We start from the raw sequence: 25060 nt of genomic DNA, 5'->3' as shown, positions 1-25060 counted from the left end.
CCCCGCACGGCTCAGCCTGAGAAGTCGACCCCGAGGATCTCGGTCGCCGCCTGCTTGGGCCGCTCGCCCACCCAGTCCGCCGTCAGCAGGAACAGGTAGGACACCGCCGACCAGTCGCCGTCGGTGCCCGCAGCCGCCGCTTCGAGAGCGTTCGCCCAGGTAAGGAGGATGAAAGTGGACAGTTCGTCCGCGCCGACCGTCCACTCCCGGCCGGTGAAGCGGTCCCGCCAGCGCAGGTCGGAGCCGTGACCGAGCTGGGGGTAGACCGCCTTGCGGTCGCAGCAGCCGTACAGGTAGACGGCCGACTCAGCGGAGGTGCCGATGAGCTCGCGCAGCTTCGGCCGGTCCTCCAGCGTGACGAGCGGAGAGACCAGGCCGTCGGTGCCGTACACGGCGTGGCACAGGCCGGCGACGGCGATCTCCTCCGGGCAATCCCAGCTCAGGAGCAGCTGCTCGGTCCCGACGAGGTGGTCGAGCAGGGAACGGTGGTGGAGCCGGATGTCACCCGTGCCCAGCTCCTTCAGAAACTGCAGCGTCGCGTTCCGATCGATGATGTCCACGGTCCGGCGCCTCAAATCGCCTTGAGAATGAGTTCGTCACCGAATTGCAGGCAGCGCCGCGTCAGGGCGCCGACGTCCCCGACGTCGGACCCGGCGATGCCCTCGCATTCGAGGAAACGGTCCGACAGCTCAGTGTCGCCTTTCAGCAGCCGGACGAGCTTTTTCCAGCGCCACTTGTCGACCCGGGTATTGGTCTCGCCGTGAGCGGCCAGATACATGTCGATCGCGGCTTCCATACGTTGCCTGGCGACCAGGTAGGCGGAGACGGCGTCGCCTTCGTCCAAAAGCCCTTGGGCGTCGTCGAAGAGGCTGTCGGCGCGATTCTGGTAGAAGCGCATCAGGTACTGGCGGAACTTCATGAAGTCGATGCCGTTCCTGAGTTCTTCGAACCGCTCGGCGTTCGCCAATGGCACGCCGATTCCGAGTCGGTGCACGAACTCCCGGAAGTTGTCGCTCCACCCGGTCGGGTAATCGGTCTCGCCGTTGAAACGGCCGAGGAAGCCGGCGACCGCGGTCAGCAGGTCGGTGGAGACGACCGTGAGGTCGATTCTGGTCCTGCCCGGAGTGAGGGTCATGTACATCGGCGGCATGCCGGGGCCGGTCACCTGGGGCACGCCGCTGGTGCGCTCCTTGTCGGAGGTGATGAGGTAAAGGTCGAGGTCAGAGCGTGAGTTGCCGAAGCCCTCGACCCACGAGCCGCTCCAGAAGAACGTCTCGTCGTCCTTGAGGCGCACGTCCTCCACCAGCTCGGCGACGCTGCTGCCGCAGCGTTCTTTCAGCAGGCGATCGAGGAGGTCGGGAGTCGCTCGTTCCGCGTTCATCGTGCGTCCTCCCTCTTACAGAAGGTCGTGGTGTCCACTCGCCGATCGTGCAAACTCACGGCATTACTCCAGGGTCGAGCAGCCATCAGCACGTTCAGAGTGTCGCAGTCGCAACAAATGTTAGTCAAGGTGCCTTCGCACCCCGGATGAATACCAGGAAAACGAGTATGGACAACCGATTGCGGGCATATTAACATGTCTGCCCACAGGAATCCGATAACCCGAGCATCGCCATTGAAGGCGCGACCTCGACTCATCCTTCTCCCGTGAGTCACCGCCTTTTGTCAGTTCAAATCTAGCTATTCCTGGATCATCGATATAGGCTTTTAGCCAAGTGCGCTGCGCCGGCTGGTGTGCCTATTTTTTCGCAGCCGTTCACAGAGATGGGGAGTAAACGGGCGTGTGCGGTCTGGCCGGTATCGCGGTCTGGGATACGACCGGCGAGGCGGAAACCCCTGGCGTTAAGCGGATGCTCGATGCCATGGCGCACCGGGGCCCCGACGGTTCCGGGCTGTTCTCCGCCGAGCACGTCTGCATGGGCACGGTCCGCCTGGCGATCGTCGATCCCGAGGGCTCAGACCAGCCGCTGTCGGCCTCCGGCGCCGACGTTCACCTGGTGTTCAACGGCGAGATCTACAACTACCGCGAGCTGCGCGAACGGCTGGAGCGCCGGGGGCACACGTTCAAGACCGGCGGTGACGGCGAGGTCATCCTGGCCGCGTACCTGGAGGACCCCGAGCACTTCGCCGCCCGGCTCGACGGCATGTTCGCCTTCGCCCTGTGGGACGGCCGGCGGCGCCGGCTGCTGCTGGGCCGCGACCGTTGTGGCATCAAGCCGCTGTACTACTGGGCCGACCGCGAGCGGGTGGTCTTCGCCTCCGAGGCCAAGGCACTGCTGACCGACCCCGCGGTGCCGCTCGCGGTCAACCGCGACGCGATCGCCGACTACATCGCCGTACGCTTCCCGCTCCCGCCCGGCTGCGCCTTCGACGGCGTGCGCAAGGTCGCGCCGGGCACGCTGCTGGAGTTCGGCCCCGGCGCACGCTCCGGGCGCGAGCGCCCATTCCACGTCCTCGACGTACGCGGCGCCCCAGGGCCCGCGACCGCGACCACGCTGGCGGAGGCGCTGCGCGGCGCCGTCGAGACCACCGGCCAGCCGGGCCCCAGGCTCGGGCTGCTGCTCAGCGGCGGGCTCGACTCGACCACGCTCACCGCGCTCGGCGCCGGCACGGCGGCCGCCGTCGACGCCTACAGCGTCGGCTACGAGAACGCGACCTGGCAGGACGAGACCGGATACGCGCGGGAGGTCGCCCGGCACGTCGGCGCCGAGCACAAGGTGACGGTGCTCGGCACGGCCGACCTCCTCACCTGCTTTCTCGACACGCTCTGGCACCTCGAAGAGCCCATCTACACCCCCGTGTGCCTCAGCACCTTCGCCGTCACCGGGCTCGCCGCGCGCGATTACAAGTCCGTGCTCGCCGGAGACGGCTCGGACGAGCTGCTGCTCGGCTACGCCCACATGCACCGGGCCCAGCAGGAGGCCGCGCTCGGACGTCCGTGGCAGCAGCTCTACTGGGACGCGCTCGGCTGGCTCTCACCCGACGACAGGAAGGTGCTGCTCGACGAGGACATGGCCGGGCGGTGCGAGCCGGCCGCCGCGCAGTCCCGCGCCGGCTTCACCGACGCCGTAGCGGGCGGGACGGCCCCGGCGGACGCGATCCGCGAGTTCGAGACGGTGAAGAAGCTTCCCGAGTACCACCTGCTGCGCGTCGACCGGCTGTCCATGGCGCACAGCCTGGAGGTCCGGGTGCCGTTCCTCCGCAACGACGTCGTGGCCTGGGCGCTGTCGCACAGCGCCGGCGACCTGATGCGGGGCGAGCCGAAGCAGCCCCTCCGCGACCTCGCCCGCCACATGGTGCCGCGGCACATCGTCGACCGCCCCAAGCAGAAGTTCTCCGCCCCCGCCGCGTCGTGGCTGGCGGGACCGCTGCGCCCGCTGGCGCTCGACCTGCTCCACGACGGCGCGGGCGCGGAGGAGCTGGGGCTGAGCAGGACCGGGCTGCGCCGGCTGGCCACCGCGTTCCACGACGATCCGGCCACGACGCCCGACATCACCTGGGGGGTGGTTCTCCTTCTCGGTTGGTATCGCTTCGTCTTCGAACGACTGGGCCGTACTCGCGCAGAAAGGCAAACCGACAGATGACGTCAACCCTGCAGCCCGCACCCGCGGCGGCGCGTTTCGAGATGCCCGTGCAGTGGGCGCCGATGCGCTCCGCCGCAGCTCTCGAGTCCGAGGCGAAGGTCCGGATCATCCACTTCGAACGTGGCGACTTCGAGGGAGAGGAGTTCCTGCCGGCGCCACACGTGATCGAGGCGTGCTGCCGCGCACTCAAGGACGGCAAGGTACGTTACGCGCCGGGCGCGGGGCTGACCGAGCTGCGCGAGGCCATCGCGGCCGACAACACCGCGCGCGGCAGGCCCACGCGGCCGTCGGAGGTGCTCGTGACCTTCGGCGCCAAGCATGCGCTGACGATGTCGCTCATGACGCTCCTGACACCGGGAGCGCGGGTGATCACGCCGAACCCCGGCTACCCGCCCACCGAGATCTGGATCAAGTATCAGGGCGCCGAGGTGGTGCACGCCCCGCTGGTCGCCCCGTCGTTCTCGTTCGACCTGGAACAGCTCGACAAGCTGCTGCCCACCGCGTCGCTGCTGGTGATCAACAGCCCGCAGCGGCCCACCGGCATGCTGCACCACGAGATCGACGACATCGCGCAGCTGTGCGCCAAGCACCAGGTGCCGATCATCAGCGACGAGATCTTCAGCCGCATCGTCTACGCCCCTGAGGGCCACCGGTCGATCTCCACGGTCGAGAGCGCCAGGGACCGCACGGTGGTGATCGACACCTTCTCGAAGTCGTGGCAGATGACCGGCTTCCGCATCGGCTGGTGCATCGCCCCCGAGAACATCATCAAGACCCTCGACATCTACCAGCAGAACTCGGTGACGAACGTCCCGGTGTTCGTGCAGGAGGCGGCGCTCGCCGCGCTGACCGGGCCGCAGGACCACACCGAAGAGGTGGTCTCCCGCCTGCGGGCCAAGCGCGACAAGGCGGTGGCCGCCATCAAGCGCATGCCGGGGCTCGACTGCGTCGTTCCCGAGGCCACCTTCTACGTGATGCTCGACGTCCGCGGGCTGGGGATGACCTCCGAGGAGTTCGCCAAGGAGCTGCTCGAACGGCACCACGTCGCCGTGGTTCCCGGGACCGCGTTCGGCAGCGTCGGCGAGGGCTTCGCCCGCATGACGTTCGCGGTGCCCGACGACGTGCTGGAAGAGGGCCTGGCCAAGCTGGAGAAGGCGGTCACGGAGATGGCCGAGCGGGCGGGCTAGCCGATGAACGTTCCGGCCGGCTCGCCCGCGAGAGCGGCGCGGACGGCCGGAACGTCGCGGCCGGAGACGATGCGCGAGGTGACGCCGTGCTCCAGCAGGCGGAAGGCGGAACGCAGCTTGCCGCGCATGCCGCCGGTGACGTCGCCGTCGTCGTCACCGATCAGGCTGAGCCGGTCGAGGTGGGCGCGTTCGAGCACCGGGGCCACCTCGCGGGTGCCGTCGGGCCCGTCGACGAACACGCCGGGGACGTCGGAGAGCCAGATGACCTGCTTGGCCGGCATCTCGCGGGCGACGAACTCGACGATCGCGTCGCTGGACACGATCGAGTACGTCCCGTCGTCGTCGAGCACGGTGCCGCCGTACAGGACGGGCACCTCGCCGGCGGCGAGCGACGCGGCGATCGGGCCCGGCCAGCCGTCGGTGATGTCCCCCGCGTGGCAGCGGAACAGCGACTGCGGGTCGAAGCTGCGCAGGGTCCTGCCCATCGGCTGCAGGCAGGCCACCACCTGGTCGTGCAGCGAGCGCAGGTCGGCCTGGATGGTCCTGGCCAGCAGGGCGCGCTCACCGCCGATCGTCGCGGACGGCCCGTCGTAGAGCGGCATCCACGCCCGGCCGAACGTCCCGAGCCCGTGGACCAGGCACAGCTGGCCGTCATGCCGGCCGAGCAGCTCGGGCAGCCAGTCGCACCAGGAGTGTTCGAGCACGCGCGAGCCGCCCCGCCGGGTGAGTATCGCGCCGCCAAGTTTCACGACAAGCATGTCCGTCCATATTCTCGCAGCTCGCTGCGGACTTATTTCGGGGAGGGCGCGATCAGTTAAAGGACTCGCCGGGCGGAGTTCTCCAGGAAATAGCCCTTGACCCTTCTGAGCCGTCGTTCGCCCGGGCCCAGCGCGGTCCTGGCGTGCAGCGCATGATGATTGTCGATGAGAATGAGCTCGTCCGTTTCCAGACGCACCTGCACGGCGAACGAACCCGGGGCGGCGAGCACCTCGTGCAGCACGGTGAGCGCGCGCCGGTGAATATCGTCCAGGTCGAAGCGCTCGGCCAGTGCGGTCAGAATGTCGCGGCGGTAGCGAATGGACCACTCGTCGCCGTCGCGATGGAGAATGGGGACGAGCTGGATGCCGTGTCCGAAGAGCGGGTCGCGCAGATAGAACGGATAGACCTGGTCGCCGAGCGCGGCGAGCACTTCGTCGCCGCCGACGGCCCGCACTCGTTCCGCCACATCGGCCGCGCGCACGATAATCGACTCGCCGCCCGAGTCGCTGTTTCGCACGCAGGCGAGACCGAGGAAATCGTGAGGAATGGCGAAGAAAGTGGAGTCGGTGTGCAGCGGGAACTCGGCTTTGGTGCCGGATACGTCTTCGGACCGCGACGAGTCAGGGGAGATGTCGAAGAACAGGGTGTCGCCGTTGCCCAGCGCTGAGGGGACGGCGACGAGGCCGATGAGGGCGACGAGCTCGGCGTCTTCGCTGCACGGGACGTTGCGCAGCAGCGCGTAACCGTCCTCGCGGAGCCTGTGGCGCACGGCCCGGCCGATCGATTGAAGCGACTCGGATTTCCTGGCCCTATCCCGCAGAGCCTCGACGGACGGCCCATCCAGTGACCACCCAATCACCACCGACGCCACTTCGCTCAGCTCACGCCGGTCGGCTCCACGGAGGCAGATCTCACTCAAGACTCTTCCCTCGCGAGTGAACACTGAATGGACCGCCTGTGCATTTCTTACACCATTCCGTCGAGCTAGTCGATGATCACAGCGCCCAAAAGGTCGATGTGCCGCACGACGGGCTTCACATAGCGCTTCTTCACGTCATCCTCCTTTCCCCATCTATTGGCCCGGACGTTAAGTGATCGTAAGCTCCGGTACACACCCCGTCAAGCACTCCAGTCCCGTACACATTGGGCGACCTCAAGCCCCTCGAGGCCGACGGCTCCTATAACACCCTGACTACATTCGGTCAAGAACTCAGTTTTGCCGGGCAATGATTGTGAGACGGTATTGAGAAGCCACCTTGTGAGGCGTCGCAATGGTTGCGCGGCCATCCTTTTCGCTTAGAATCTTGGAATCTGCTGTGCCTCCCGGTATAACTGATGGAAGGGAAGCGCATATGGGAGTCTCCAGCGAGCTCTCCGGCGACCAGAGAGCGCTGCTGACCCGCACGTTCATCGACCCCTCCTTTCGAAAAGCACTACGAGATGACGCGTCGTCAGCCGTGCGTGCCGCCGGAATCGATCCGTCGAGTGCGTCCGGCGTATCGATGCTCAAGGAGATCGAGTCCTTCTTCGCCCGCGGAGGCGGCGGGCGAAGCCTTGGCGACCTGGCGACGGTGAGCCTGGACATCGCCGCCGCGAAGCCGGCGGCCGATGACGGATCCCCGCGCGTGGCCTTCGTCGTGATGCCGTGGGCCGAGACCCGCTGGGCGTCCATCGGCGTCTCGCTGCTACAGTCCGCCCTCGCGGCCGACGGCCTGGCGGCCGACGTCATCTACGCCAATCTCGACTTCGCCGAGGCCGTCGGCAACGACACCTACAACCGCATCGGCACCAGCTCGCCGAAGGTGGCGCTGGTCGGCGAGTGGCTGTTCGCCGAACGGTCCGACGGCGCGGACGAGCGCTTCCTCACCGAGGTCCTGCTCGCCGAGCACGCGGACTTCGCCGACTTCGCCACCGTCTACCGGCTCGGCGAGATCAAGGAGCTGACCGAGCCGTTCCTCGACGCGCTGGCCCGCCACGAGATCTGGGGCCGCTACGACATCGTCGGCTTCACCTCGACCTTCCAGCAGAACGCCGCCAGCTTCGGGCTCGCCAAGCGCCTCAAGCGGCTCCGCCCCGACCTGACGATCATCATGGGCGGTGGTAACTGCGAGGGCCCCATGGGCTCGGCGGTCCTGCGCAACTACCCCGCCATCGACTACGTCTTCCGCGGCGAGGCCGAGTGGCTGATCAGCCGGTTCGTCCGCGACCTGCGCGCGGCCGGCGCCCGCCCCGGCTGGGTCGAGTCCGACACGTTCTGGAGCGACCGCGTGGAGCCGCATCCGGGCGGCCGAGCCGTCATCGAGGCCGGCACCGCCCCCAGCATGGACGACCTGCCGGTGCCCCAGTACCACGACTTCTACGCGCGGCTGCGGACCACCCGCCCGGGCAGCACCCTGCCCGTCGAGACCGCCGTCCCGCTGGAGACCTCGCGCGGCTGCTGGTGGGGCGACAAGAAGCACTGCACGTTCTGCGGGCTGAACGGCCTGACGATGGCGTTCCGCAGCAAGTCGGCCGCCAGGGCCTTCGACGAGCTGCGCCGGCTGGTGCACGAGTACGGCAAGGGCGGCAAGCGCCGCACGGACGTCCTCGTCGTGGACAACATCCTCGACTACCGCTACTTCAATGACCTGCTGCCGATGATCGCGCAGTCGGATCTGAAGGTGACACTCCACTACGAGGTGAAGGCCAACCTCCGTCTCGACCAGCTCATGCTGCTGCGCGACGCGGGCGTCTACCACCTGCAGCCCGGCATCGAGTCGATGAGCAACCGGCTGCTGGAGGCCATGCGCAAGGGCACCACCAGGCTGCGCAACCTGCAGACCATGAAGTGGTGCACGGAGCTGGGCATCGACGTGTCGTGGAACTACCTGCACGGCTTCCCCGGAGAGACCGACGACGACTACGCCGACCTGCCGGAGCTGTTCGGCCTCGTCACGCACCTGTCGCCGCCCGAGCACGTCGGCCCCGCCCGCGCCGACCGGTTCAGCCCCTTCTACGAGTCCGGCGCCGACTTCGGCATCGTCGAGCTCGAACACGAGATCGCCTACGACCACATCTACGCCGACCTGCCCCGCGCCGAGCGCCGGGACATGGCGTACTTCTTCCGGATGCGCTGCGACCGGCCGCTCGCGTCCGAGGGCGTGCTGGCCGCGTTGCGGGCGGCGGCCGACCGGTGGCGCCGTGACCATCCCGAGTCGCGGCTGGAGGCGTCCTGGATGGGCGATCACCTGCGCGTGCTCGACACCCGCCCGGCCCGCCCGCACCCGGAGAGGGAGTTCGACCTCGACCCGGCGGCGAGCAGCGTGCTCATCGCGCTCGACCAGCTCAGGTCGGCGAAGGCGATCGAGCGCGCGCTGCCCGTGCCGGTGCCCGCCGAGGAGATCGCGGGCGCTCTCGACCGGCTGCTCGCGGCCGGCCTCGTCGTACGCGACGACGACAGCTATCTGGGCCTGCCGATCCTGCACCGGCGGCGGCTGCCGGGCCCGAAGCCCGCGGTCCGGGTGCCGAAGCAGCTTCCCGTGCTGACCGGAGCCGCCTGACTCCGCAGCCGCCAGGCTCCCCCGTTCTCCCCCTGAGGGCCGTCACCCGCGACGGCCTTCACAGCTTTGAGGAAGTCACCGTGACGGAGACCGCTTTCCGCTTTCCCACCGACAAAAGGCCAGGACCGTTCGACCCGCCGGACGTCTTCCGCAAGATCCGCGAGGAGCGTCCCCTCACCCCCATGACGTTCGCTGACGGGCACGAGGGCTGGCTCGCCTCCAGCCACCGCATCGTCAGGAAGATCCTCTCCGACGACCGGTTCAGCAACCGGCGCGAGCTCATGCACCTGCCCGTCGCGCGGGACATCTCCACGAAGCGGCAGCCGTCCGAGCCCGGCATGTTCATCCGCATGGACCCGCCGGAGCACACGCGCTACCGCCGGCTGCTCATCGCCCAGTTCACGGTCCGGCGCATCAAGCAGCTCGAACCGCGCATCACCGCGGTCATCAACGACCGATTGGACGCCATGGAACGCTCGGGCGGCCCCGTCGATCTCGTCGAGGAGTTCGCCATCCCGATCCCGTCGGCCGTCATCTGCGACCTGCTGGGCATCCCGGAGAGCGAGCGCGGCGAGTTCCAGCGGGCGATGGGCGTCGCCGTGAACCTCAACACCAAGCAGAAGGACCTCGTCGAGGCGTTCCTCACGATGCAGAGCCTGTTCCCGCCGCTGATCGCGGGCAAGCGGGCACGGCCGACGGACGACTTCTACAGCGACCTGATCAACAACAGCGACCTCACCGACGAGGAGCTCACCAACATCGGCTTCATGTTGTTCGGGGCGGGTTTCGAGACCACCGCCAACATGCTGGGGCTCGGCGCCTTCGCGCTGCTGGAGCATCCCGAGCAGGTCGCGGCGCTGCGCCGGGACCCGTCGCTGATCGACAGCGCGGTCGAGGAGCTGCTGCGCTATCTCACCATCATTCACATCGGCCCGATGCGGGCGGCCCTGGAGGACGTGGAGATCGAGGGCGTCACCATCAAGAAGGGCCAGGTGGTCTGCATGTCGCTGTCGGCGGCCAACCGCGACCCCGAATGCTTCGACGACCCCGAGCGGCTCGACCTCACCCGGTTCACGCGCGCGGGGCGGCGGATGGGCCATCTCGCCTTCGGGCACGGCATCCACCAGTGCCTCGGCCAGCAGCTCGCCCGCAGCGAGATGCGCTTGGCGTTCCCCGCGCTGTTCGAACGCCTCCCCGGCCTGCGCCTCGCCGTGCCCCGCGAGGAGGTGCCGACCAGGGAGGCCAGCGTCATCTACGGCCTGGAACGCCTGCCGGTCACGTGGTGACCTCCTGTCCGGCCTCGGGCTCATGCGTACGGGTGCGCTCGGCCCAGGCCACGGCCGGGGGCAGCAGGAGGCCGGCGGCGACCATCAGGGCGCCGAGCACGATCCAGCCGGGGACGCCGACGCCGAGCACGAGCACCGCCAGCAGGTACGGCCCCGCCGCGCCCGCCAGGCCCTGCCCGAGCCCGAACACGCCGCTGTACTCACCCTGAAGCTCGACCGGCGCGAGCCCGAAGCTCAGCTCGAACTCGGCGGCGGCGTAGCGCAGCTCGGCCAGCGTCATCACGATCGTGCCGGCCACGAGGATCACCGTCGCGGCCACGGCGCCGAGCCCGGACGTCAGGCCGTAGAGCACGAATGCGGCCAGCAGCCCGAAGCTCGCGACCCGGGCCGCGCGCCCGGCGAGAAGCACGCCGTCGATGCCTTTTGTCGCGGGCAATTGCAGCAGCGCGACCATGACGGTGTTGATGGTGACGAGAATGGCGACGAGCGTGCGCGGAGCCTCGGTGTGCTGCACGATCCACAGCGGTATCGCGAATGTCAGCACCGGCCCCTGCAGAGAAAGGACGCCGCACAGTACGGTGACCGCCAGAAATGGCCGGTCCCGCAGCGCCACGCCGGTTTTCGCCGTGGATTTCGTGCGCAGCGGTTCGAGTTTCGGCAGCATCATCACCAGCAGCACATTCACCGCGAACGTCGCCGCGTTCGCGAGAATGAGCACGGTATAGGCCGCCTGGGTGTCGACGGTGATGACGACGCCGGCCGCGAGCGCGCCGACGCTCGATCCGATGTTGACGAGCGAGCGCAGGACCGCGCGCAGCCGGGTGGCGCCGGCGCCGCCGATGCGGCGGAAGACCGGCATGCGCGCGGTCTGGCTGGCCGCCGCGGCGAACTGGCTCACGCACGCGACGAGCACGAAGAGCGGGAGCGAGTCGACCAGCAGGAAAGCGGCCATGGCCAGGGCTTCGACCACCAGGAACCAGGCCCACAGGCGGCGCGGGCCCCACCGGTCGGCCATCCGCCCCACCGGGATGCCGGCGGTGAGCGCGACGAAGCCGGCGATGGTCAGTCCCGCACCGACCTCCACGGCGGACAGGCCGGCGACCCGGGTGAAATACAGCGCACCCGCGGTGATGAAGAGCCCGTTTCCCGCGGTGTTGACCAATGTCGAGACGGCGAGGACCCGGCGCGGCCCGGTTTGCATCTCGACGGATTCGAGCAGGCGCCTGCCCCACCCTTTCGTCTGCTCTTCTGGAGCCGCGGACATCATCTGCACCGGTCCACGGAAATGACATCGGCCACTACAGCGTGCACCTGCGATCCAATCTTCGGAGGCCCGGGGTCAGGCCGTTTTCAGAAAGCTCAGCGAGTGCCCGTCAGATGCCGAGAGTTGTCATATGCGACCTGACTTTCCCTCAGGATTCACGGTAAGGGGGACTTTCGGTCATGCTAAGTGGATCAAGAAGGGCCGCGCAAGGGTCTGTCAGCCGTTTAAGGGTCTTTCACGCGCCGCCGGGCTCGGCGTTTCGCTCCCACATCGACTTCATCTCGGCGAACCCCTGCTCCATGATCCCCACCATGGCCCGCCTGGCGCGCTCGCCGTCGCGGCGCTGGATCGCCTGGGCCACGTCGGTGTGCAGGTGCAGCGCCTGCTCGTCCGGATAGTGCGGCATCAGGTGGTAGTGGTGGCGTCCCGCGAGCACCTCGGCGACGATCACGTGGAGCTTTTCGAACATCTCGTTGCCGGACGCGGCCAGCACCCGCCGGTGGAACTCGATGTCGAGGTCGAGGAAGCGCTGCTCGTCGCCGGCCTTGCCGGCGGCCCACATCTTGGCCGCGAGGCCCACCAGCTCGCTCGCGTCGTCGTCGCTGATGTGGGCGGCGGCCAGCAAGGCGGCGTGCGGCTCGACGGCGGTGCGCAGCTCCGTGATCGAGCGCATCTGCGCCATGCGCCCGTCGGAGGCGAGCCGCCAGCGGATCACCTGCGGGTCGAAGACGTTCCAGGCGCTGGGGGGCTGGATCATGATGCCGACGCGGCGCCGGGTCTCGATCAACCCCATGGACGCCAGCACGCGCAGCACCTCGCGGATCACCGAGCGGGACACCTGATAGCGGTCGATCAGGTCGTCGATGCTGATGACCGAGCCGGCGGGGATGTCGCCGTTGCAGATGACGGTGCCGAGCCGGTCGAGGACGCGAGCGTGCAGCCCAGCCTCGGCAGGGGCGGATGGGGTTGGTGCGCCCATGGGGGAGGACTGAGTCACATATAAAGCATATCTATCGAGAGACGACTCTTGAATAAGTCTGCTTTTTTGTCCTAGCATCCCCGCATTAACCCGATGTAACGGAAACATGGCGCGTTGGGGGCAGCGACCATGACAGAAAGGCGAGATCACGTGCGACATCGGTCGATCATCGGTGCATCTCTGGCCGTGGTGGCGTCCTTGACCCTGTCCGCCTGCGGCGGCGACGACGGCGAAGGCTCGTCCACCACGCTGCGGGTCACGCTGGCCAACCACGTGTGGACCGACAACATCAAGAAGGCGCTGCCCGAGTTCGAGAAGCAGAGCGGGCTCAAGGTCGAGGTGACCCAGCTCGGCGAGGACCAGCTCTCCGACCAGTACAACGTCAAGCTGAACGCCGGCTCCGCCGACATCGACGTGATGATGTACCGCCCCCTCCAGGAGGGGAAGCTCTTCGCCAAGAACAAGTACCTGGCCGACCTGACCGACCGGGTCAAGGCCGCCGCGAACTGGAACTACTCCGACTTCCAGGCCGGGCCCGTCGAGGCCACCACGTACGAGGGCAAGCCGGTCGGCGTGCCCATCATCACCGAGCAGGAGGTCCTCTACTACCGCAAGGACCTGCTGGAGAAGGCCGGGCTGGACGCGCCGCCGAAGACCCTCGACGAGCTGAAGGAGGCCGCGCTCAAGATCAAGCAGAGCGAGCCGGACGTCGCCGGGTTCGTCGCGCGCACCGGCAAGTCCGCTGCCGTCACGCAGTTCTCCAGCTTCCTCTACAGCTTCGGCGGCGACTTCATGGACGCGAGCGGCAAGGCCGCGGTCGCCACCGACGCGGCCAAGCAGGCGTACGCCTACTACGGCGGCCTCATCAAGGACGCCGGCCCGGCCAACGTCAGCACCGACATGAGCTGGCCCGAGGCGATGGCCATCTTCACCCAGGGCAAGGCCGCCTTCTACACCGAGGCCAACTCGCTCTACCAGAACGCCACCGACCCCGCGAAGTCGAAGGTATCCGACAAGGTGGGCTTCGCGCCGTTCCCTGAGGGGCCGGCCGGGTCGAAGCCGTACAACATCCCGTCGTGGGCGCTGGGCATCAACGCGGCCTCCGAGAACGCGGACAACGCGTGGAAGTTCATCGAGTGGGCCACCAGCAAGGAACAGACGCTCGCCCAGCAGAAGGCCGGCGTCCCGGGCGCCCGTACGTCCGTGTGGGAGGACCCCGAGGGCACCTCGACCTTCCCGAAGGATCTGGCGGAGGCCATCGCGGCCAGCACCAAGGGCGGCGTCGGTCATGACCGGCCGCTGGTGGTGAAGGTCGCCGAGTCCCGCGAGATCGTCGGGCAGCCCATCGTCGACGCGATCACCGGCAAGGACGCGGCGGCGGCCGCCGACACCGCCAACGCCGCGTTCCAGAAGTTCCTGGACGACGAGGCCAGGTAGCCGCTCTACCTCGCCTCTTCACTGGAGATCCCGTGGCAACGACCACCACCGAGCCACCGCGCAGCGCGTCCACCGAGACCCCCGTCACCCCCGGGTGGGCGCGCTGGGTGGACGATCACCGCAAATGGCTCTTCGCCGCGCCGGCGATGACGTTCGTCGCCGTGCTGCTCGTCTTCCCGCTGGCCTGGACGATCTACCTCAGCCTCACCGACGCCGAGGGCTCCGTCCGCGCGGAGAGCGACTTCGTCGGCCTGCGGAACTACCTCGACGTCCTCACCGACACCGAGCGGTTCTGGCCCGCCGTCGGCAGAACGGCCGCCTTCACCCTCACGGCGCTGCTGTTCGAGGTGGTGCTCGGGATGGCGATCGCGCTGCTGCTGTGGCGGCCGTTCAAGGGCGAGCGGTGGGTCCGCGTCGCCATCCTGCTGCCGCTCGTCGCCACCCCGGTCGCGGTCGGCATGATGTGGCGGCTCATCTTCGACCCGAACATCGGCCTGGCCAACCAGATACTCGGCTGGTTCGGCATCTCCCCACAGCCCTGGCTGGCGGGCCAGCACACCGCGCTGCCCACCACAATCCTCATCGACGTGTGGCAGTGGACGCCGATGGTGGTGCTCATCCTGCTCGCCGGGCTCACCTCGCTGTCCGACGAGCCGCAGGAGGCCGCGCTCATCGACGGCGCGGGCACCTGGCAGCGGTTCAGGCACATCACGCTGCCGCTGCTGACGCCCACCCTGACCGTCGCGGTCCTGCTGCGCGGCATCGACGCGCTCAAGACCTTCGACATCCTGTACGCCACCAAGGGCCGCGGCGGCGGCTCCTTCCACGAGGTGGAGACGCTCAACGTGTACGCCTACGGGCTCAGCTTCGACTACAACGAGTACGGCGTCTCGTCCACCGTCCTCATCCTCTTCTTCCTCATCATCATCGGGGCGATGTGGGCCCTGACCGCCCGGCGCAAGGAGGCACGGCGATGAGGCTGCGGCCCGCGTACCGGATCTTCCGCGCGGTGGCGCTCACCGTCGTGGTGCTCGTGCTCATCGCGCCGCTGGTGTGGATGGTCGCCGCGTCGCTCAAGACGAACGTCGACATCTACGACCCCGCCAAGGCGCTGGCCTTCTCCCCCACGCTGGACAACTACGGCAAGGTGCTCCAGCAGGCCAACTACATCGACTTCATACTCAACAGCCTGTGGGTGGCGTTCGCCGCCACGGTGGCCTCGCTCATCCTGGGCGTGCCGGCCGCGTACTCGATGAGCCGGTTCAACATGAAGAAGTCGGCGCTGGTCGTGCTGATGGCCCGGATCATCCCCGGCGTGTCGCTGCTCGTGCCGTGGTTCTACGTCTTCTCCAACCTGCGCATGGTCGGCGGCTTCGGGGTGCTGATCATCAGCCACATGTTCGTCTCGCTGCCGCTCGTGGTCTACATCATGATGGGCTACTTCGACAGCCTGCCCACGGAGCTGGAGGAGGCGGCGCTGGTGGACGGGCTGACGCACGTCGGCGCGTTCCGGCGGATCACGCTGCCGCTGTCGGTGCCGGGCGTCGCCACCGCGGGGATCCTGTCGTTCATCTTCTCGTGGAACAACTTCATGTTCGCGCTGGTGCTGTCCGACGCGGACACCAAGACCCTGCCCGTGGCGATCTTCGACTTCGTCGGGTACGCCAGCATCGACTGGGGCGGCCTGATGGCCGCGACCACCGTGGTCACGCTGCCGATCATGGTGATCGCGCTCTTCGTCCAGAAGTACGTGGTCTCCGGCCTGACCGCCGGCGCCACCAAGGGCTGAGGCGCGGTCAGGGGCGGTCGAAGAGTCCGCGTTCGAAGGCGGCGGCGACGGCGGCGGCGCGGTCGTTGACGCCGAGCTTGGCGTAGATGTGCAGCAGGTGGCTCTTGACCGTGGCCTCGCTGATGAACAGGCGCGCGGCGGCCTCCCTGTTGGTGCAGCCCCGGGCGATCAGGCCGAGCACCTCCAGCTCGCGGGCGCTGAGCGGGTCGGACGGCGCGCGTACCCGGCCGAGCAGGCGGGTGGCCACCGACGGCGAGAGCACCGACTCGCCACGGGCGGCGGCGCGGACGGCGCGGACCAGCTCGTCGGGCATCGCGTCCTTGAGCAGGTAGCCGGTGGCGCCCGCCTCGATGGCGGGCAGCACGTCCCGGTCGGTGTCGTACGTGGTCAGCACGAGCACCCTGGCCGTGCTCCCCCGCTCGGCCAGCCGCTTGATCGCGGTGACGCCGTCGGTGCCCGGCATCCGCAGGTCCATGAGGATGACGTCGGGCCGCAGCTCCTCGGCGAGCGCGACCGCCTGCGCGCCGTCGCCCGCGACCCCGACCACCTCGATGCCGGGCTCCCCCGCGAACATGCCGCACAGCCCGTCGCGGACGATGGGGTGGTCGTCGACGACGATCAGCCGGATGGACGCCTCGTGCAACGCGGTCATCGGGGCTCCCTGGCGGGGACGGTGGCGGAGACGGCGGTGCCCGTGCCTGGCTCGGACTCGATCTCCAGCGTGCCGTCGAGCGCGGAGACGCGCTGCCGCATGGACGTCATGCCGAAGCCGCCACCGGTGCCCGGCACGAACCCGCGTCCGTCGTCGCGCACATCCAGTGTGACCACGTCGTCCATGTACGACACGGTGACGCCGACGCGGGAGGCACGGGCGTGCTTGGCCACGTTCGCGAGCGCCTCCTGGCAGACCCGCAGCAAGGTCACCTCCACCTCGGGGTGCAGCGGCCTGGCCGTCCCCGTCGTCGTGTACGCGGCCGGGACGCCGTGCACGGACTCCCACCGCCGCACCACGTCGGCCAGCGCCTCGGGCAGCCGGGCGGACTCCAGCTCGGCCGGGCCCACGGCGTGCACGGACCGGCGCGCCTCGGCCAGGCTCTCCCTGGCCAGGCGGGCGGCGTTGTCGAGGTGACGGCGCCAGGCGTCGCGATCGTCCTCGGCCTTCACCGCGGCCTGGATCTGCGTGATGATCCCGGTCAGCCCCTGGGCCAGCGTGTCGTGGATCTCCCTGGCCATGCGCTGCCGCTCGTCGGTGACGCCGGCCTCGCGGGCCTGCAGGAGGAGCTGAGCCTGCAGCCCGGCGTTCTCCCGCATGGTCTCCTCGAGCCTGGCGTTGGTGGCGGCGAGCTGCTCGACCATCTGCTGCCTGCGTACGCTCTGATCGTTGATCATGTCGCCGAAGAGGCTGAACAGCACGACCATGACCACGATGGCGGCGATGACCAGCACGTACGAGGAGATGACGGCCGGATCGGGCCCGGGCAGCCCGCCGAAGAAGCCGGTGACGGCGGCCGCCGCCGTGGCCGCCACGCCCGCGATCCGCCAGCGTCCGCGCAGCAGCTGCCATGAATGCAAGTAGCCGATGAAGGCGTAGAAGCCGGCGAACCATGGGCTGAGCAGGCCGAGCGCGGCGATGAGCGCGACCAGGCCGGCGATGTAGACGGCGGCGCCCCTGGCGCTCGCCGTGCGGGCGGGGCACAGCGTGACCAGCCACGCCGTCCAGGCCGCCGCGAGCGTGCTCAGCACGATCACCGCGTTCCGCTGAACCGTCGTGAGGTCCTCGGTGAGCAGCGCGAGCCCGGCGGAGACGACGAGCAGCACGTAAGGCACGGCGGCGAGACCGAGGGTCACGCGCGTGTGCGCGGTCTCGGGTTGCTCGCTCACGCGTACCTCACTCCCAGCGGAAGATTCGCGCTGCGACCCCACCAACTACCAGCGCATATGCCGCCATTATGGCAAGAATGAGGGGTTGTGTCGCCGCCCCGCTCCAGGCGTCGAACACGGCCTGGCGGAACAACCCCAGCGGGGTCCACTCCCCGATCGCGGCCAGCACCTCAGGCATGGCCTCCTTGGGCTGCATCAGGCCGCCGAGGAAGGCGAGCGGGAAGTAGAGCAGCACGCCGATGCCGTTCGCGGCCCGGCCGCTCGGCGCGGTCGCGGCGATGAGCAGGCCGATCGCGAAGACCGCCGAGGTGCCGAGCAGGAACGCGACCGCCATGGTCACGGCTCGCGCCGGCACGGCCGCCGAGAAGGCCGCGACCGAGACGCCCACGAGCAGCGCCGAGGCGAGCACCGCGAAGACGAGCTGCAGCGTCAGCTGCACGCCCAGCAGCGTGACCGGGCTGACCGGGGTCGTGGACAGCCGGCGCAGGATGCCCCGCTCCCGGTACGTGGCCAGCGTGGTCGGCACCATGTAGAGCCCCACCAGGCCCACCGCGACCGTCATCGACATCGCGGGCAGCGCGACGTCCCCGGGAGCGGCGCCGCTGCCGAAGACCGCCAGGATGAACAGCGGAATCACCATGCTGAAGATCGCGCCGGGGTCGCGCAGCAGCAGCTTGGACTCGACGCGGGCGAGACTTCCGAAGCCGGTCACGCGTCCTCCCCGCCGTCGAACGGACGTCCCGTCAGGGCGGCGAACGCGTCGTCCAGCGTGTGCTGATCGACGCGCAGCCCGGCCACCGGCACGCGCTCACGCGCCAGCGCGGACGTCACCGCGACCGCGAACTCCCCGCGCCCCGCCACGATCACCTGCTCGCCCTGGCGGGTCACCGACACCACCCCGGGCAGCCCCGTCAGCAGCGCGTCGTCGAACGGCGCGAGCGGCTTGAACCGCAGGTGCTGATCGGCGTCCACGGCGGAGATCAGGTTCGCCGGGGTGTCGAGCGCGACGATCCTGCCCCGGTCGAACACCGCGACCCGGTCGCACAGCTCCTCCACCTCGTCCATGAAGTGGCTCACCAGGACGACCGTGACGCCCGCCGCGCGTACCCGCTTGATCAGCTCCCAGGTGGCGCGGCGCGCGGCCGGGTCCAGGCCCGTCGTCAGCTCGTCGAGGAAGGCCACCTTCGGATCGCCCACCAGCGCCAGCGCGATGAACAGGCGCTGCTTCTGCCCGCCCGACAGCGCCCCGAACCTGGCCTTGCGCCGGTCGGCCAGCCCCCAATCCTCCAGGAGCCCCCGCCAGTCCCTGGGGGATCGGTAGAAGGAGGCGAAGAGCTGCAGCGCCTCCTCCACCTTGATGTTCTCCGGCAGCAGCGACTGCTGGAGCTGCACGCCGACCTGGTGGCTCAGCTCCCGCCGATCCTTGACCGGGTCCAGCCCGAGCACCCTGACCGAGCCGCCGTCCGGCCTGCGCAGCCCCTCGATGCACTCCACCGTCGTCGTCTTGCCCGCCCCGTTGGGGCCGAGGATGCCGAAGATCTCACCCTCCGCCACGGAGAACGAGACCTCGTTCACCACCGGCAGCCCGCCGTACCGTTTGACGAGCGCGTCCACCTCGATAACCGCCATGCCCCTACTGTGGCGGGAGAGGCCCCTCGCCCGAATCGCCCGGCCGGCCACGAACCGGCGCCGATACGGCTGAGCCGCGAATCAACCGATCGGTGGATGCGCGGCTGCTTACGTGTGGTCCTTGTCCTTGTTCCAGTCGCACCGGGGATGGTCGGTCTTGTACACCGAGCGGAAGTTGGCGAGCGACATCCACCCGTGCGTCCTGGTGCCCTTGATCCGCCCGTAGACCCAGAGGTTGCCGTGGGAGTTCTTCCTCCAGCAGTGGAAGTAGAGCACCTGCCCCGCGCGCATCCGGGTGACGTTGCACGCGCCTTGGGCCGGGTCCTTCTTCAGGTTGAACGACCCCTTCATCACCCCATAGCCGTCGTCCAGGTTGGGCCCGGTCGTCGTGCTGACGCGCGCACATCTGACGTACCACTGCTCGTCCTTGGGAGGCCCGGCTGCCACAGCGTGGGCGGCCGGGACTCCCGACAGGGCGACTCCGGCGGCCACCAGCGCCACCGTAGCCTTGCTCAGCAACCGCATGCCTCTCCCATCCCTCGAAGTGACTTCCCGATCAGAAGTCTGGGCATGGGCGTGTTGAGGATGTGTTGAGAACGTGTTGATCCATCACTCCCGGGGGCGGCGGCGCAGCCGGGCCAAGAGCTCCCACAGCCTGGGCAGGAGGGCGGCAAGAGCGAGGGCGGCGAGGACGAGGAGCAGGTTGCGGCCGTAAGCCAGCGGCAGGATCGACGGGTTGTCGCCGCGGCGGCCCAGGGCGAGCACGGTCGGCAGGGTCGCGAGCGTCACCGTGCCCGCCACGATCGCGGCGGCCCGCACCGCCCAGCCCGTCCTGCGCAGTGCCAGCCCGGCCAGCAGCACCAGAGGCACGAGGATCGCGTCGTGCGCCACCGCCGCGCCGCCGAACCACACGGCCCAGCCCACCGGATTGCTCTCGGCGATGAGCCCGGCGAAGCCGAGCAGCACCAGGGCGGCGCCGGCCGCGTACATGATCCATCTCATGCGACCCGCACCGTCCCCACCCACTTGGTCTGCATGACGCCCGGCCGGTTCGGGGCGATGAGGCGTACCGGATAGCCGTGGTCGGGGTCGAGCGTGCGGCCGTTGAGCTTGAGCGCGAGCAGGGTGAGCGGGTCCTGCCAGTGCGGCGGGCGCACCTCGCTGCTGCGGTAGTAGCCGTTGCGCTCCAGCGACTCGACGGTCAGGAACGCGTCGGGCGCGCCGCCGGCCGCGGCGATCAGGTCGCGCAGGCGCACGCCCGTCCACTCGCACTCCACGCTCCACCCCTCCACGCAGGCGATCGGCAGCCGCACCGTGTGCTGCGGCATGCGGGCCAGCTCGGCGTAGCTGATCGACAGTTCCGTACGTACGGCGCCGGTCACGACCAGCCGGTACGCCGGGTCGCCGAGCACTTGCGTGACCCCGGCCGCCGCGGCGGACCTGTTGACCGGCACGCCCTGCGGCCCCACGTCCGGATCGCGCGGCGCGAGCACCGCGAGCCGCTTGAGCGGCGTGACGGTCTCGCCCGCGGTGACCAGCGCCGCCACGCCGCACGCGGCGGCCACCGTGGCGAGGAAGCGGCGGCGGTCCGGCTGCTCCACCCGCGTCCAGGCGTGCCGCCTGACCTTGGCCCACTCGTTGGCGACGTGGATGACGAGCGCGCCGTACACGATGAACGCCGTCCAGTAGTGCGCCTGCACGAACCCGAACGGCCACAGGTACGTGTAGGCGATGTTCATCAGCCCCGTGACGAGCTGGAACAGCGCCCCCGCGACCAGCAGCAGCACCGACAGCCGCTCGGCCGCGTGCCCGGCCGAGCGCAGCGGCGGCCACTGCCACAGCTTGGGATAGACCGTCCACAGCTTGGCGAGCAGCAGCGGGACCGTGGCGATGCCGCCGATGACGTGCAGTCCCTGCGTCACCCGGTAGAGGTTGACCGGCCGCGACGGCCACAGCAGCCAGGCGGGCGGGTGCTGGACGAAGTGGCTGAACAGCCCGGTCGCGAACGCGACGGTGAAGCTGACGCCCAGCCACATGCCCAGTTTGGCCGCCACCTGCTCCGAGTGCAGTGTGCTGGTGAACCGGCCGGCCAGCGACTTCGCCACGTCCTCGGCTCGTCTCAGTCGGCTGCTCATCGTCCCGCCCCGGTTACACGTGCTCGCGGATGTAGCGGACCAGGCCGGCGACGTCCTCGGGGACGAGGCGGCCGATGGCGCCGCTGGAGTAGACGCTGATCAGGACCCGGCCGTTCGGGTCCAGCACGAAGCCGGTCGACTGGAGGTAGAGCGGGTCTTCGTTGACGAACGCGCCCGTGGCGGCGGCGAACGCATGGGCGTCCGCGCCGTACCCCACCGGGAACTCCAGGCCGTGCTTGTGGATCGTCTCCTTGGTGGTGGCCTCGTCGTCCACGGAGGCCGCCACCACCTTGACGTCCAGGTCGGCCAGCTTGTCCAGCGAGCGCTGGAACGCGCGGAGCTGGGCGTTGCAGTACGGGCACCACGCGCCCCGGTAGAAGAGCACCACGCCGTAGTGGCCGGCGAGCGCGCCCGGCAGGTCGAGGGTCTGCCCGCCGGGCAGGGTCAGGGTGAGGCCGGGGAAGGTGTCTCCGGTGTCGAGCAGGCTCATCTCGTCGTTTCCTCTCTCGGGGTGATGGCTGGTCAGGCGGCGTCGGCGTCCCAGACCTGGGCGGTGCCGTCGTCGTTCGCCAGGTGGTCGAGCAGCTTCTTCGCCGACTGCTCCGGCGTGATCAGGCGCCCTTCGGCGTGCGTGCGGACGAACCGCTCGTGCAGCGCGGCCCCGATCCTCGCGGGGTCCTGGGCACGGATGTAGGCGGGCATGGCCGTGTCGACCACCCCGGGGCGGTAGACGTTGACGGTGACGCCGGTGCCGTCCAGCTCGAGCGCGAGGTTGATGGTGTGCATCTCGAGCGCGGCCTTGGTGGTGACGTACGCGTTGCCGCCGATCATGCTGGCCGGGCGGGTGACGGCGCCGGTCGAGACGTTGACGACGCGGCCCCAGCCCCGCTCGACCATGCCGGGTGTGAACGCCACCGCGAGCGTCACCGGCGCGAGCAGGTTGATGCGCGTGGCCGCCGCGTAGTCGGCGACGTCCAGGGTGGGCGTGGGCCGCAGCGGCCACACCACGCCCGCGTTGTTGACGAGGATGTCGACCGGGCCCAGCTCGCCGCGCACCCGCTCGATCGCGCGGGACAGCTCGCCCTCGTCGCCCAGGTCGGCGGGCACCACGTACGCGGTGCCGCCCGCCGCCTTGATGATGCCGGCCGTACCGGCCAGCTCGTCCTCCGACCGCGCGAGCAGCGCGACCCTCGCGCCGCCCGCGGCCAGACCGGCGGCGATGGCCCGGCCGATCCCCCGGCTTGCTCCGGTGACCAGGGCGGCCCTGCCTGTGAACGAATCGGTCATGCCCCGTTCGCGACGACCAGGGGCGAACCCTTACCGCGATGTGACGCAGGTCACTCGGTGATGGCGGCGAGCAGGCCCTCGAAGTCGTCGTCGCACGGGCCGCAGGCGCGCAGGTGCGCGGCGATGCCCGGATGACGCCGCTCCGCCTCGGCGGGGTCCTCGGCCGCCAGCTCCACGTACACGTGCAGCATGGCCATCGCCTCCTCGCAGCCCACGTCGCGCGGGTCGGTCCGCAGGAAGCGGTCGAGCTCGGCCCAGTCGTTCATGGGCGCCTCACCATCGTGTCGTCCACGTAACCCTTAGCGGCGAGCGCGGCCCTGAGCTTACGCCTGGCGTCGAACATCGTCTTGTAGATGGCGTTGCGGTTGGTGCACAGCTCGGCGGCCAGGACGTCCAGCGGCACGCCGGTGAGCACCAGCGCGACGAAGACGCGGCGCTGATGCTCGGTCAGCGTGTCCTGTACGGCCTGGCGCAGCGCGGCGAGCAGGTCGCGCCACTCCGACTCCCTGGCCGGGTCGAGCCCGAACCGGTCGGGCAGCCGCTCCCACCGCTCGCCCTCCATCGGCACGCCGGGGTCGCGCCAGAAGTGCCGCGCGACCTTCCCCGCCACCTCCAGCACGACGAACTTGTACGCCCAGGTCGTGAACCGGCTCTCACCCCGGAAATCGCCGATCTTGCGGGTGATGGCGAGCAGCGCGTCGGAGGTGGCCTGCTGGGCGAGGTCGTCGAGCTCGGGCCCGGTCACGCCGAGCCGCGCAGCGCGCCTGGCCACCTCTTTCCTGGCGATGCGCAGCAGCAGCGCGTGCAGCCGGTCGACGGCCTGCTGACGCTCCGGCGCGGAGCCGCGCAGCGCGCGCACCCACTCGGCCGACTCGTCGTCCAGCGTGACGCGCCCCGGCGAGATGCCTCCCCCATGCGGGCATGCTACCGAGCCCGCTGGTTGGGCCGGCGAGGTGACGGTGACCAGGCGGAGGATCGCCGTACGCTGCCGCACGGTCCACCAGGCCGCGCCGAACACGCCGAGCACCACCGCCAGGAAGAGCCAGGCCACGGTGAGTCCCGCCGCCTCGACCAGCCAGCCCGCGAGCAGCGAGAAGCCCGCCTTGGCCGTGCCCGCGACCGCGTTGCGCACCACCGCGAACCTGCCCACCTGATCCTCGGGCGGCGCCTGGTTGGTCAGCACCTGCATCGCCATGACGTGGCCGGTCATCACCATGTTCAGCACCAGCATGACCAGCACGACGGCGGGCGGCCACAGCGTCGCGGCCACCGCCGCCGACAGCACGCCGCCCGCGACGAGCGCGGCGTTCAGGAACGTGCGCGAGGACATGCGGCCGCTGGACAGCGCGGCCCCGGCCAGGAAGCCGCCGCAGGTGCTCGCCACGGTGAGGATCGAGTACAGGGTGCTCGAACCGGGCGCGACGGCCTGCGCCAGCGGGACGGTGAGCGTCGAGATGAACGGCAGCGAGCCGCTGCTCGGCACCGAGTACAGCAGGATCAGCCGCAGCCGCCCCGCCGCGCCCGCGTCCGGCGCGGAGCCGGACCCGCGCCCCGGCCCCGTCGCGGGACCGGATCCGCGCGGCTGCTCCGGCTCCGGCACGGGATCGGCCTCCACCTCGGCCCCGGCGGGGGCCTCGGCGGCGGATCGCTCGCCGGCGGGGTTTTCCTCGCCGGACGAGCCCTCGTCGCCGGGGCCGTTCGCGGCGGCCGGGCGGGTATCGGCGTCCGGCCGGGAACCGACCCGCCAGGCCGAGGCCAGGCTCAGCACGTACAGCAGGGCCGCACCGCCGAAACACCACCCGGCGGCACCTGTCTCCAGCACCAGGCCCGCCGCGCCACCGCCGACCAGCCCGCCGACCAGCCCGAGCGAGGTCACCTGCTCGCGCAGCCTGATGCCCGCGGGCGACGGGAACCGCTGCCTGATCACGCGGCCGACGTACGCCTTGTTCAGCGCCTTGACCACGCTCAGCACGCACTGGGCGACGATGAACGCGCCCAGCACCACGTCATGAGACGACCCGGCGGCGTACACCAGGGCGAGGGCGGCCGAGCCGCCGGCCAGCGCCCAGTTGGTGAGGGCGAGCTGCCGCGAGGCGTGCCCGCCGTCCACCCGCTTGCGCAGCACGAGCCCGAGCACGATGCCCGGCACGTACGCGGCGGCGTTGACCACGCCGGTGACGGTGGCGTTGTGGGTCAGCTCGTACGACGCCCAGAGGATGGCGACCGCTTGCAGCGCCTCGGCGACGCTGCTGAGGAGGAAGTAGGCGAGCAGCCAGGCTCCGCCTTGGGGGATACGCGACAACG

General features: G+C 69.7%; 24 protein-coding genes. 7 read left to right on the top strand and 17 right to left on the bottom strand.

What is annotated here, in order from left to right; genetic code table 11:
- Nucleotides 1–11 precede the first annotated feature (11 nt).
- Together WBK31_RS38100 and WBK31_RS38095 are read right to left on the bottom strand one after the other, a co-directional pair.
- On the bottom strand, nucleotides 12–560 hold the full coding sequence (locus WBK31_RS38100; protein WP_406673972.1) for a DUF6817 domain-containing protein: 549 nt from the start codon (nucleotides 558–560) through the stop codon (nucleotides 12–14).
- Nucleotides 561–571: 11 nt separating this feature from the next.
- Complete coding sequence (locus tag WBK31_RS38095; RefSeq protein WP_406673971.1) at nucleotides 572–1381, bottom strand: hypothetical protein; 810 nt, start codon at nucleotides 1379–1381, stop codon at nucleotides 572–574.
- A 400-nt stretch (nucleotides 1382–1781) separates the two neighbouring features.
- On the opposite strand from WBK31_RS38095, the gene asnB reads away from it, so the two are divergent.
- Nucleotides 1782–3584 carry an asparagine synthase (glutamine-hydrolyzing) gene (gene asnB / locus WBK31_RS38090; protein WP_364063565.1) on the top strand — a complete coding sequence of 601 codons (1803 nt, stop codon included), beginning with the start codon at nucleotides 1782–1784 and terminating at the stop codon, nucleotides 3582–3584.
- Nucleotides 3581–4771: an aminotransferase class I/II-fold pyridoxal phosphate-dependent enzyme gene (locus tag WBK31_RS38085; protein WP_364063567.1), complete on the top strand. Its 1191-nt coding sequence runs from the start codon at nucleotides 3581–3583 to the stop codon at nucleotides 4769–4771. Before asnB ends, WBK31_RS38085 begins: the two co-directional genes overlap by 4 nt.
- Here WBK31_RS38085 and WBK31_RS38080 read toward each other — a convergent pair.
- Entirely contained in the window at nucleotides 4768–5529 is a 762-nt protein-coding gene (locus tag WBK31_RS38080) for a hypothetical protein (RefSeq protein ID WP_364063570.1), read from the bottom strand. The genes WBK31_RS38085 and WBK31_RS38080 overlap by 4 nt on opposite strands.
- Nucleotides 5530–5585: 56 nt before the next feature.
- Nucleotides 5586–6449, bottom strand: a complete 864-nt coding sequence (locus tag WBK31_RS38075; protein WP_406673970.1) for a TauD/TfdA family dioxygenase — start codon at nucleotides 6447–6449, stop codon at nucleotides 5586–5588.
- 433 nt (nucleotides 6450–6882) lie between these two features.
- Between WBK31_RS38075 and WBK31_RS38070 the strand changes: the two genes are divergently transcribed.
- Together WBK31_RS38070 and WBK31_RS38065 are read left to right on the top strand one after the other, a co-directional pair.
- Nucleotides 6883–9069, top strand: a complete 2187-nt coding sequence (locus WBK31_RS38070) for a RiPP maturation radical SAM C-methyltransferase (RefSeq protein WP_406673969.1) — start codon at nucleotides 6883–6885, stop codon at nucleotides 9067–9069.
- Nucleotides 9070–9149: 80 nt separating this feature from the next.
- On the top strand, nucleotides 9150–10355 hold the full coding sequence (locus WBK31_RS38065; RefSeq protein WP_406673968.1) for a cytochrome P450: 1206 nt from the start codon (nucleotides 9150–9152) through the stop codon (nucleotides 10353–10355).
- On the opposite strand, the gene WBK31_RS38060 is transcribed toward WBK31_RS38065, so the two are convergent.
- Entirely contained in the window at nucleotides 10345–11622 is a 1278-nt protein-coding gene (locus tag WBK31_RS38060; RefSeq protein WP_364064735.1) for an MFS transporter, read from the bottom strand. The two genes, WBK31_RS38065 and WBK31_RS38060, sit on opposite strands and share 11 nt — an antisense overlap.
- 232 nt (nucleotides 11623–11854) lie before the next feature.
- The gene (locus WBK31_RS38055; protein ID WP_364063580.1) at nucleotides 11855–12616 is read right to left on the bottom strand and encodes an FCD domain-containing protein; all 762 of its coding nucleotides are present in this window, start codon (nucleotides 12614–12616) and stop codon (nucleotides 11855–11857) included.
- Nucleotides 12617–12796: 180 nt separating this feature from the next.
- On the opposite strand from WBK31_RS38055, the gene WBK31_RS38050 reads away from it, so the two are divergent.
- The 3 genes from WBK31_RS38050 to WBK31_RS38040 are packed head-to-tail and all read left to right on the top strand — an operon-like array spanning nucleotide 12797 to nucleotide 15824.
- The gene (locus tag WBK31_RS38050; protein ID WP_364063583.1) at nucleotides 12797–14035 is read left to right on the top strand and encodes a sugar ABC transporter substrate-binding protein; all 1239 of its coding nucleotides are present in this window, start codon (nucleotides 12797–12799) and stop codon (nucleotides 14033–14035) included.
- Nucleotides 14036–14067: 32 nt separating this feature from the next.
- Nucleotides 14068–15012 carry a sugar ABC transporter permease gene (locus tag WBK31_RS38045; protein WP_364063585.1) on the top strand — a complete coding sequence of 315 codons (945 nt, stop codon included), beginning with the start codon at nucleotides 14068–14070 and terminating at the stop codon, nucleotides 15010–15012.
- Nucleotides 15009–15824 (top strand): carbohydrate ABC transporter permease, encoded by an 816-nt coding sequence (locus tag WBK31_RS38040; RefSeq protein ID WP_364063587.1) that lies wholly within the window; start codon nucleotides 15009–15011, stop codon nucleotides 15822–15824. The genes WBK31_RS38045 and WBK31_RS38040 overlap by 4 nt, the downstream gene beginning before the upstream one ends.
- Nucleotides 15825–15831: 7 nt before the next feature.
- Here the strand turns inward: WBK31_RS38040 and WBK31_RS38035 are convergent, their stop codons facing one another.
- The 11 genes from WBK31_RS38035 to WBK31_RS37985 all read right to left on the bottom strand — a co-directional run bounded on the left by WBK31_RS38035 (nucleotide 15832) and on the right by WBK31_RS37985 (nucleotide 25058).
- Nucleotides 15832–16476, bottom strand: a complete 645-nt coding sequence (locus WBK31_RS38035) for a response regulator (RefSeq protein ID WP_378785632.1) — start codon at nucleotides 16474–16476, stop codon at nucleotides 15832–15834.
- Nucleotides 16473–17705, bottom strand: a complete 1233-nt coding sequence (locus tag WBK31_RS38030; RefSeq protein WP_364063589.1) for a sensor histidine kinase — start codon at nucleotides 17703–17705, stop codon at nucleotides 16473–16475. The genes WBK31_RS38035 and WBK31_RS38030 overlap by 4 nt, the downstream gene beginning before the upstream one ends.
- A gap of 7 nt (nucleotides 17706–17712) precedes the next feature.
- Entirely contained in the window at nucleotides 17713–18417 is a 705-nt protein-coding gene (locus WBK31_RS38025; RefSeq protein ID WP_364063592.1) for an ABC transporter permease, read from the bottom strand.
- A complete protein-coding gene (locus WBK31_RS38020) occupies nucleotides 18414–19334 on the bottom strand; it encodes an ABC transporter ATP-binding protein (RefSeq protein WP_364063595.1) in 921 nt (306 codons plus the stop codon). Before WBK31_RS38020 ends, WBK31_RS38025 begins: the two co-directional genes overlap by 4 nt.
- Before the next feature lie 108 nt (nucleotides 19335–19442).
- Nucleotides 19443–19859, bottom strand: coding sequence for a hypothetical protein (locus WBK31_RS38015; protein ID WP_406673967.1), 417 nt, complete (start codon nucleotides 19857–19859; stop codon nucleotides 19443–19445).
- Nucleotides 19860–19943: 84 nt separating this feature from the next.
- A complete protein-coding gene (locus WBK31_RS38010; RefSeq protein WP_364063601.1) occupies nucleotides 19944–20336 on the bottom strand; it encodes a hypothetical protein in 393 nt (130 codons plus the stop codon).
- On the bottom strand, nucleotides 20333–21469 hold the full coding sequence (locus tag WBK31_RS38005; protein ID WP_364063604.1) for a molybdopterin-dependent oxidoreductase: 1137 nt from the start codon (nucleotides 21467–21469) through the stop codon (nucleotides 20333–20335). Before WBK31_RS38005 ends, WBK31_RS38010 begins: the two co-directional genes overlap by 4 nt.
- 13 nt (nucleotides 21470–21482) lie before the next feature.
- Entirely contained in the window at nucleotides 21483–21959 is a 477-nt protein-coding gene (locus WBK31_RS38000) for a peroxiredoxin family protein (protein WP_364063607.1), read from the bottom strand.
- Nucleotides 21960–21991: 32 nt separating this feature from the next.
- Nucleotides 21992–22756 (bottom strand): SDR family NAD(P)-dependent oxidoreductase, encoded by a 765-nt coding sequence (locus tag WBK31_RS37995; RefSeq protein ID WP_406673966.1) that lies wholly within the window; start codon nucleotides 22754–22756, stop codon nucleotides 21992–21994.
- 50 nt (nucleotides 22757–22806) lie between these two features.
- Nucleotides 22807–23022, bottom strand: coding sequence for a hypothetical protein (locus WBK31_RS37990; RefSeq protein WP_364063613.1), 216 nt, complete (start codon nucleotides 23020–23022; stop codon nucleotides 22807–22809).
- Nucleotides 23019–25058 carry a sigma-70 family RNA polymerase sigma factor gene (locus WBK31_RS37985; protein ID WP_406673965.1) on the bottom strand — a complete coding sequence of 680 codons (2040 nt, stop codon included), beginning with the start codon at nucleotides 25056–25058 and terminating at the stop codon, nucleotides 23019–23021. The genes WBK31_RS37990 and WBK31_RS37985 overlap by 4 nt, the downstream gene beginning before the upstream one ends.
- Nucleotides 25059–25060 lie beyond the last annotated feature (2 nt).

It is taken from the genome of Nonomuraea sp. N2-4H, assembly GCF_045291505.1.
Lineage (GTDB): Bacteria > Actinomycetota > Actinomycetes > Streptosporangiales > Streptosporangiaceae > Nonomuraea > Nonomuraea fastidiosa.
Note: the sequence above shows the minus strand (reverse complement) of the source record. Positions and strands in the feature narration are given on the sequence as shown.

Coding starts and splice junctions, on each gene's coding strand:
- WBK31_RS38095 (WP_406673971.1), bottom strand. CDS start 1,381: ATGAACGCGGAACGAGCGACTCCCGACCTCCTCGATCGCCTGCTGAAA.
- WBK31_RS38085 (WP_364063567.1), top strand. CDS start 3,581: ATGACGTCAACCCTGCAGCCCGCACCCGCGGCGGCGCGTTTCGAGATG.
- WBK31_RS38080 (WP_364063570.1), bottom strand. CDS start 5,529: ATGCTTGTCGTGAAACTTGGCGGCGCGATACTCACCCGGCGGGGCGGC.
- WBK31_RS38070 (WP_406673969.1), top strand. CDS start 6,883: ATGGGAGTCTCCAGCGAGCTCTCCGGCGACCAGAGAGCGCTGCTGACC.
- WBK31_RS38060 (WP_364064735.1), bottom strand. CDS start 11,622: ATGATGTCCGCGGCTCCAGAAGAGCAGACGAAAGGGTGGGGCAGGCGC.
- WBK31_RS38040 (WP_364063587.1), top strand. CDS start 15,009: ATGAGGCTGCGGCCCGCGTACCGGATCTTCCGCGCGGTGGCGCTCACC.
- WBK31_RS38035 (WP_378785632.1), bottom strand. CDS start 16,476: ATGACCGCGTTGCACGAGGCGTCCATCCGGCTGATCGTCGTCGACGAC.
- WBK31_RS38020 (WP_364063595.1), bottom strand. CDS start 19,334: ATGGCGGTTATCGAGGTGGACGCGCTCGTCAAACGGTACGGCGGGCTG.
- WBK31_RS38015 (WP_406673967.1), bottom strand. CDS start 19,859: ATGCGGTTGCTGAGCAAGGCTACGGTGGCGCTGGTGGCCGCCGGAGTC.
- WBK31_RS38010 (WP_364063601.1), bottom strand. CDS start 20,336: ATGAGATGGATCATGTACGCGGCCGGCGCCGCCCTGGTGCTGCTCGGC.
- WBK31_RS38005 (WP_364063604.1), bottom strand. CDS start 21,469: ATGAGCAGCCGACTGAGACGAGCCGAGGACGTGGCGAAGTCGCTGGCC.
- WBK31_RS38000 (WP_364063607.1), bottom strand. CDS start 21,959: ATGAGCCTGCTCGACACCGGAGACACCTTCCCCGGCCTCACCCTGACC.
- WBK31_RS37995 (WP_406673966.1), bottom strand. CDS start 22,756: ATGACCGATTCGTTCACAGGCAGGGCCGCCCTGGTCACCGGAGCAAGC.
- WBK31_RS37990 (WP_364063613.1), bottom strand. CDS start 23,022: ATGAACGACTGGGCCGAGCTCGACCGCTTCCTGCGGACCGACCCGCGC.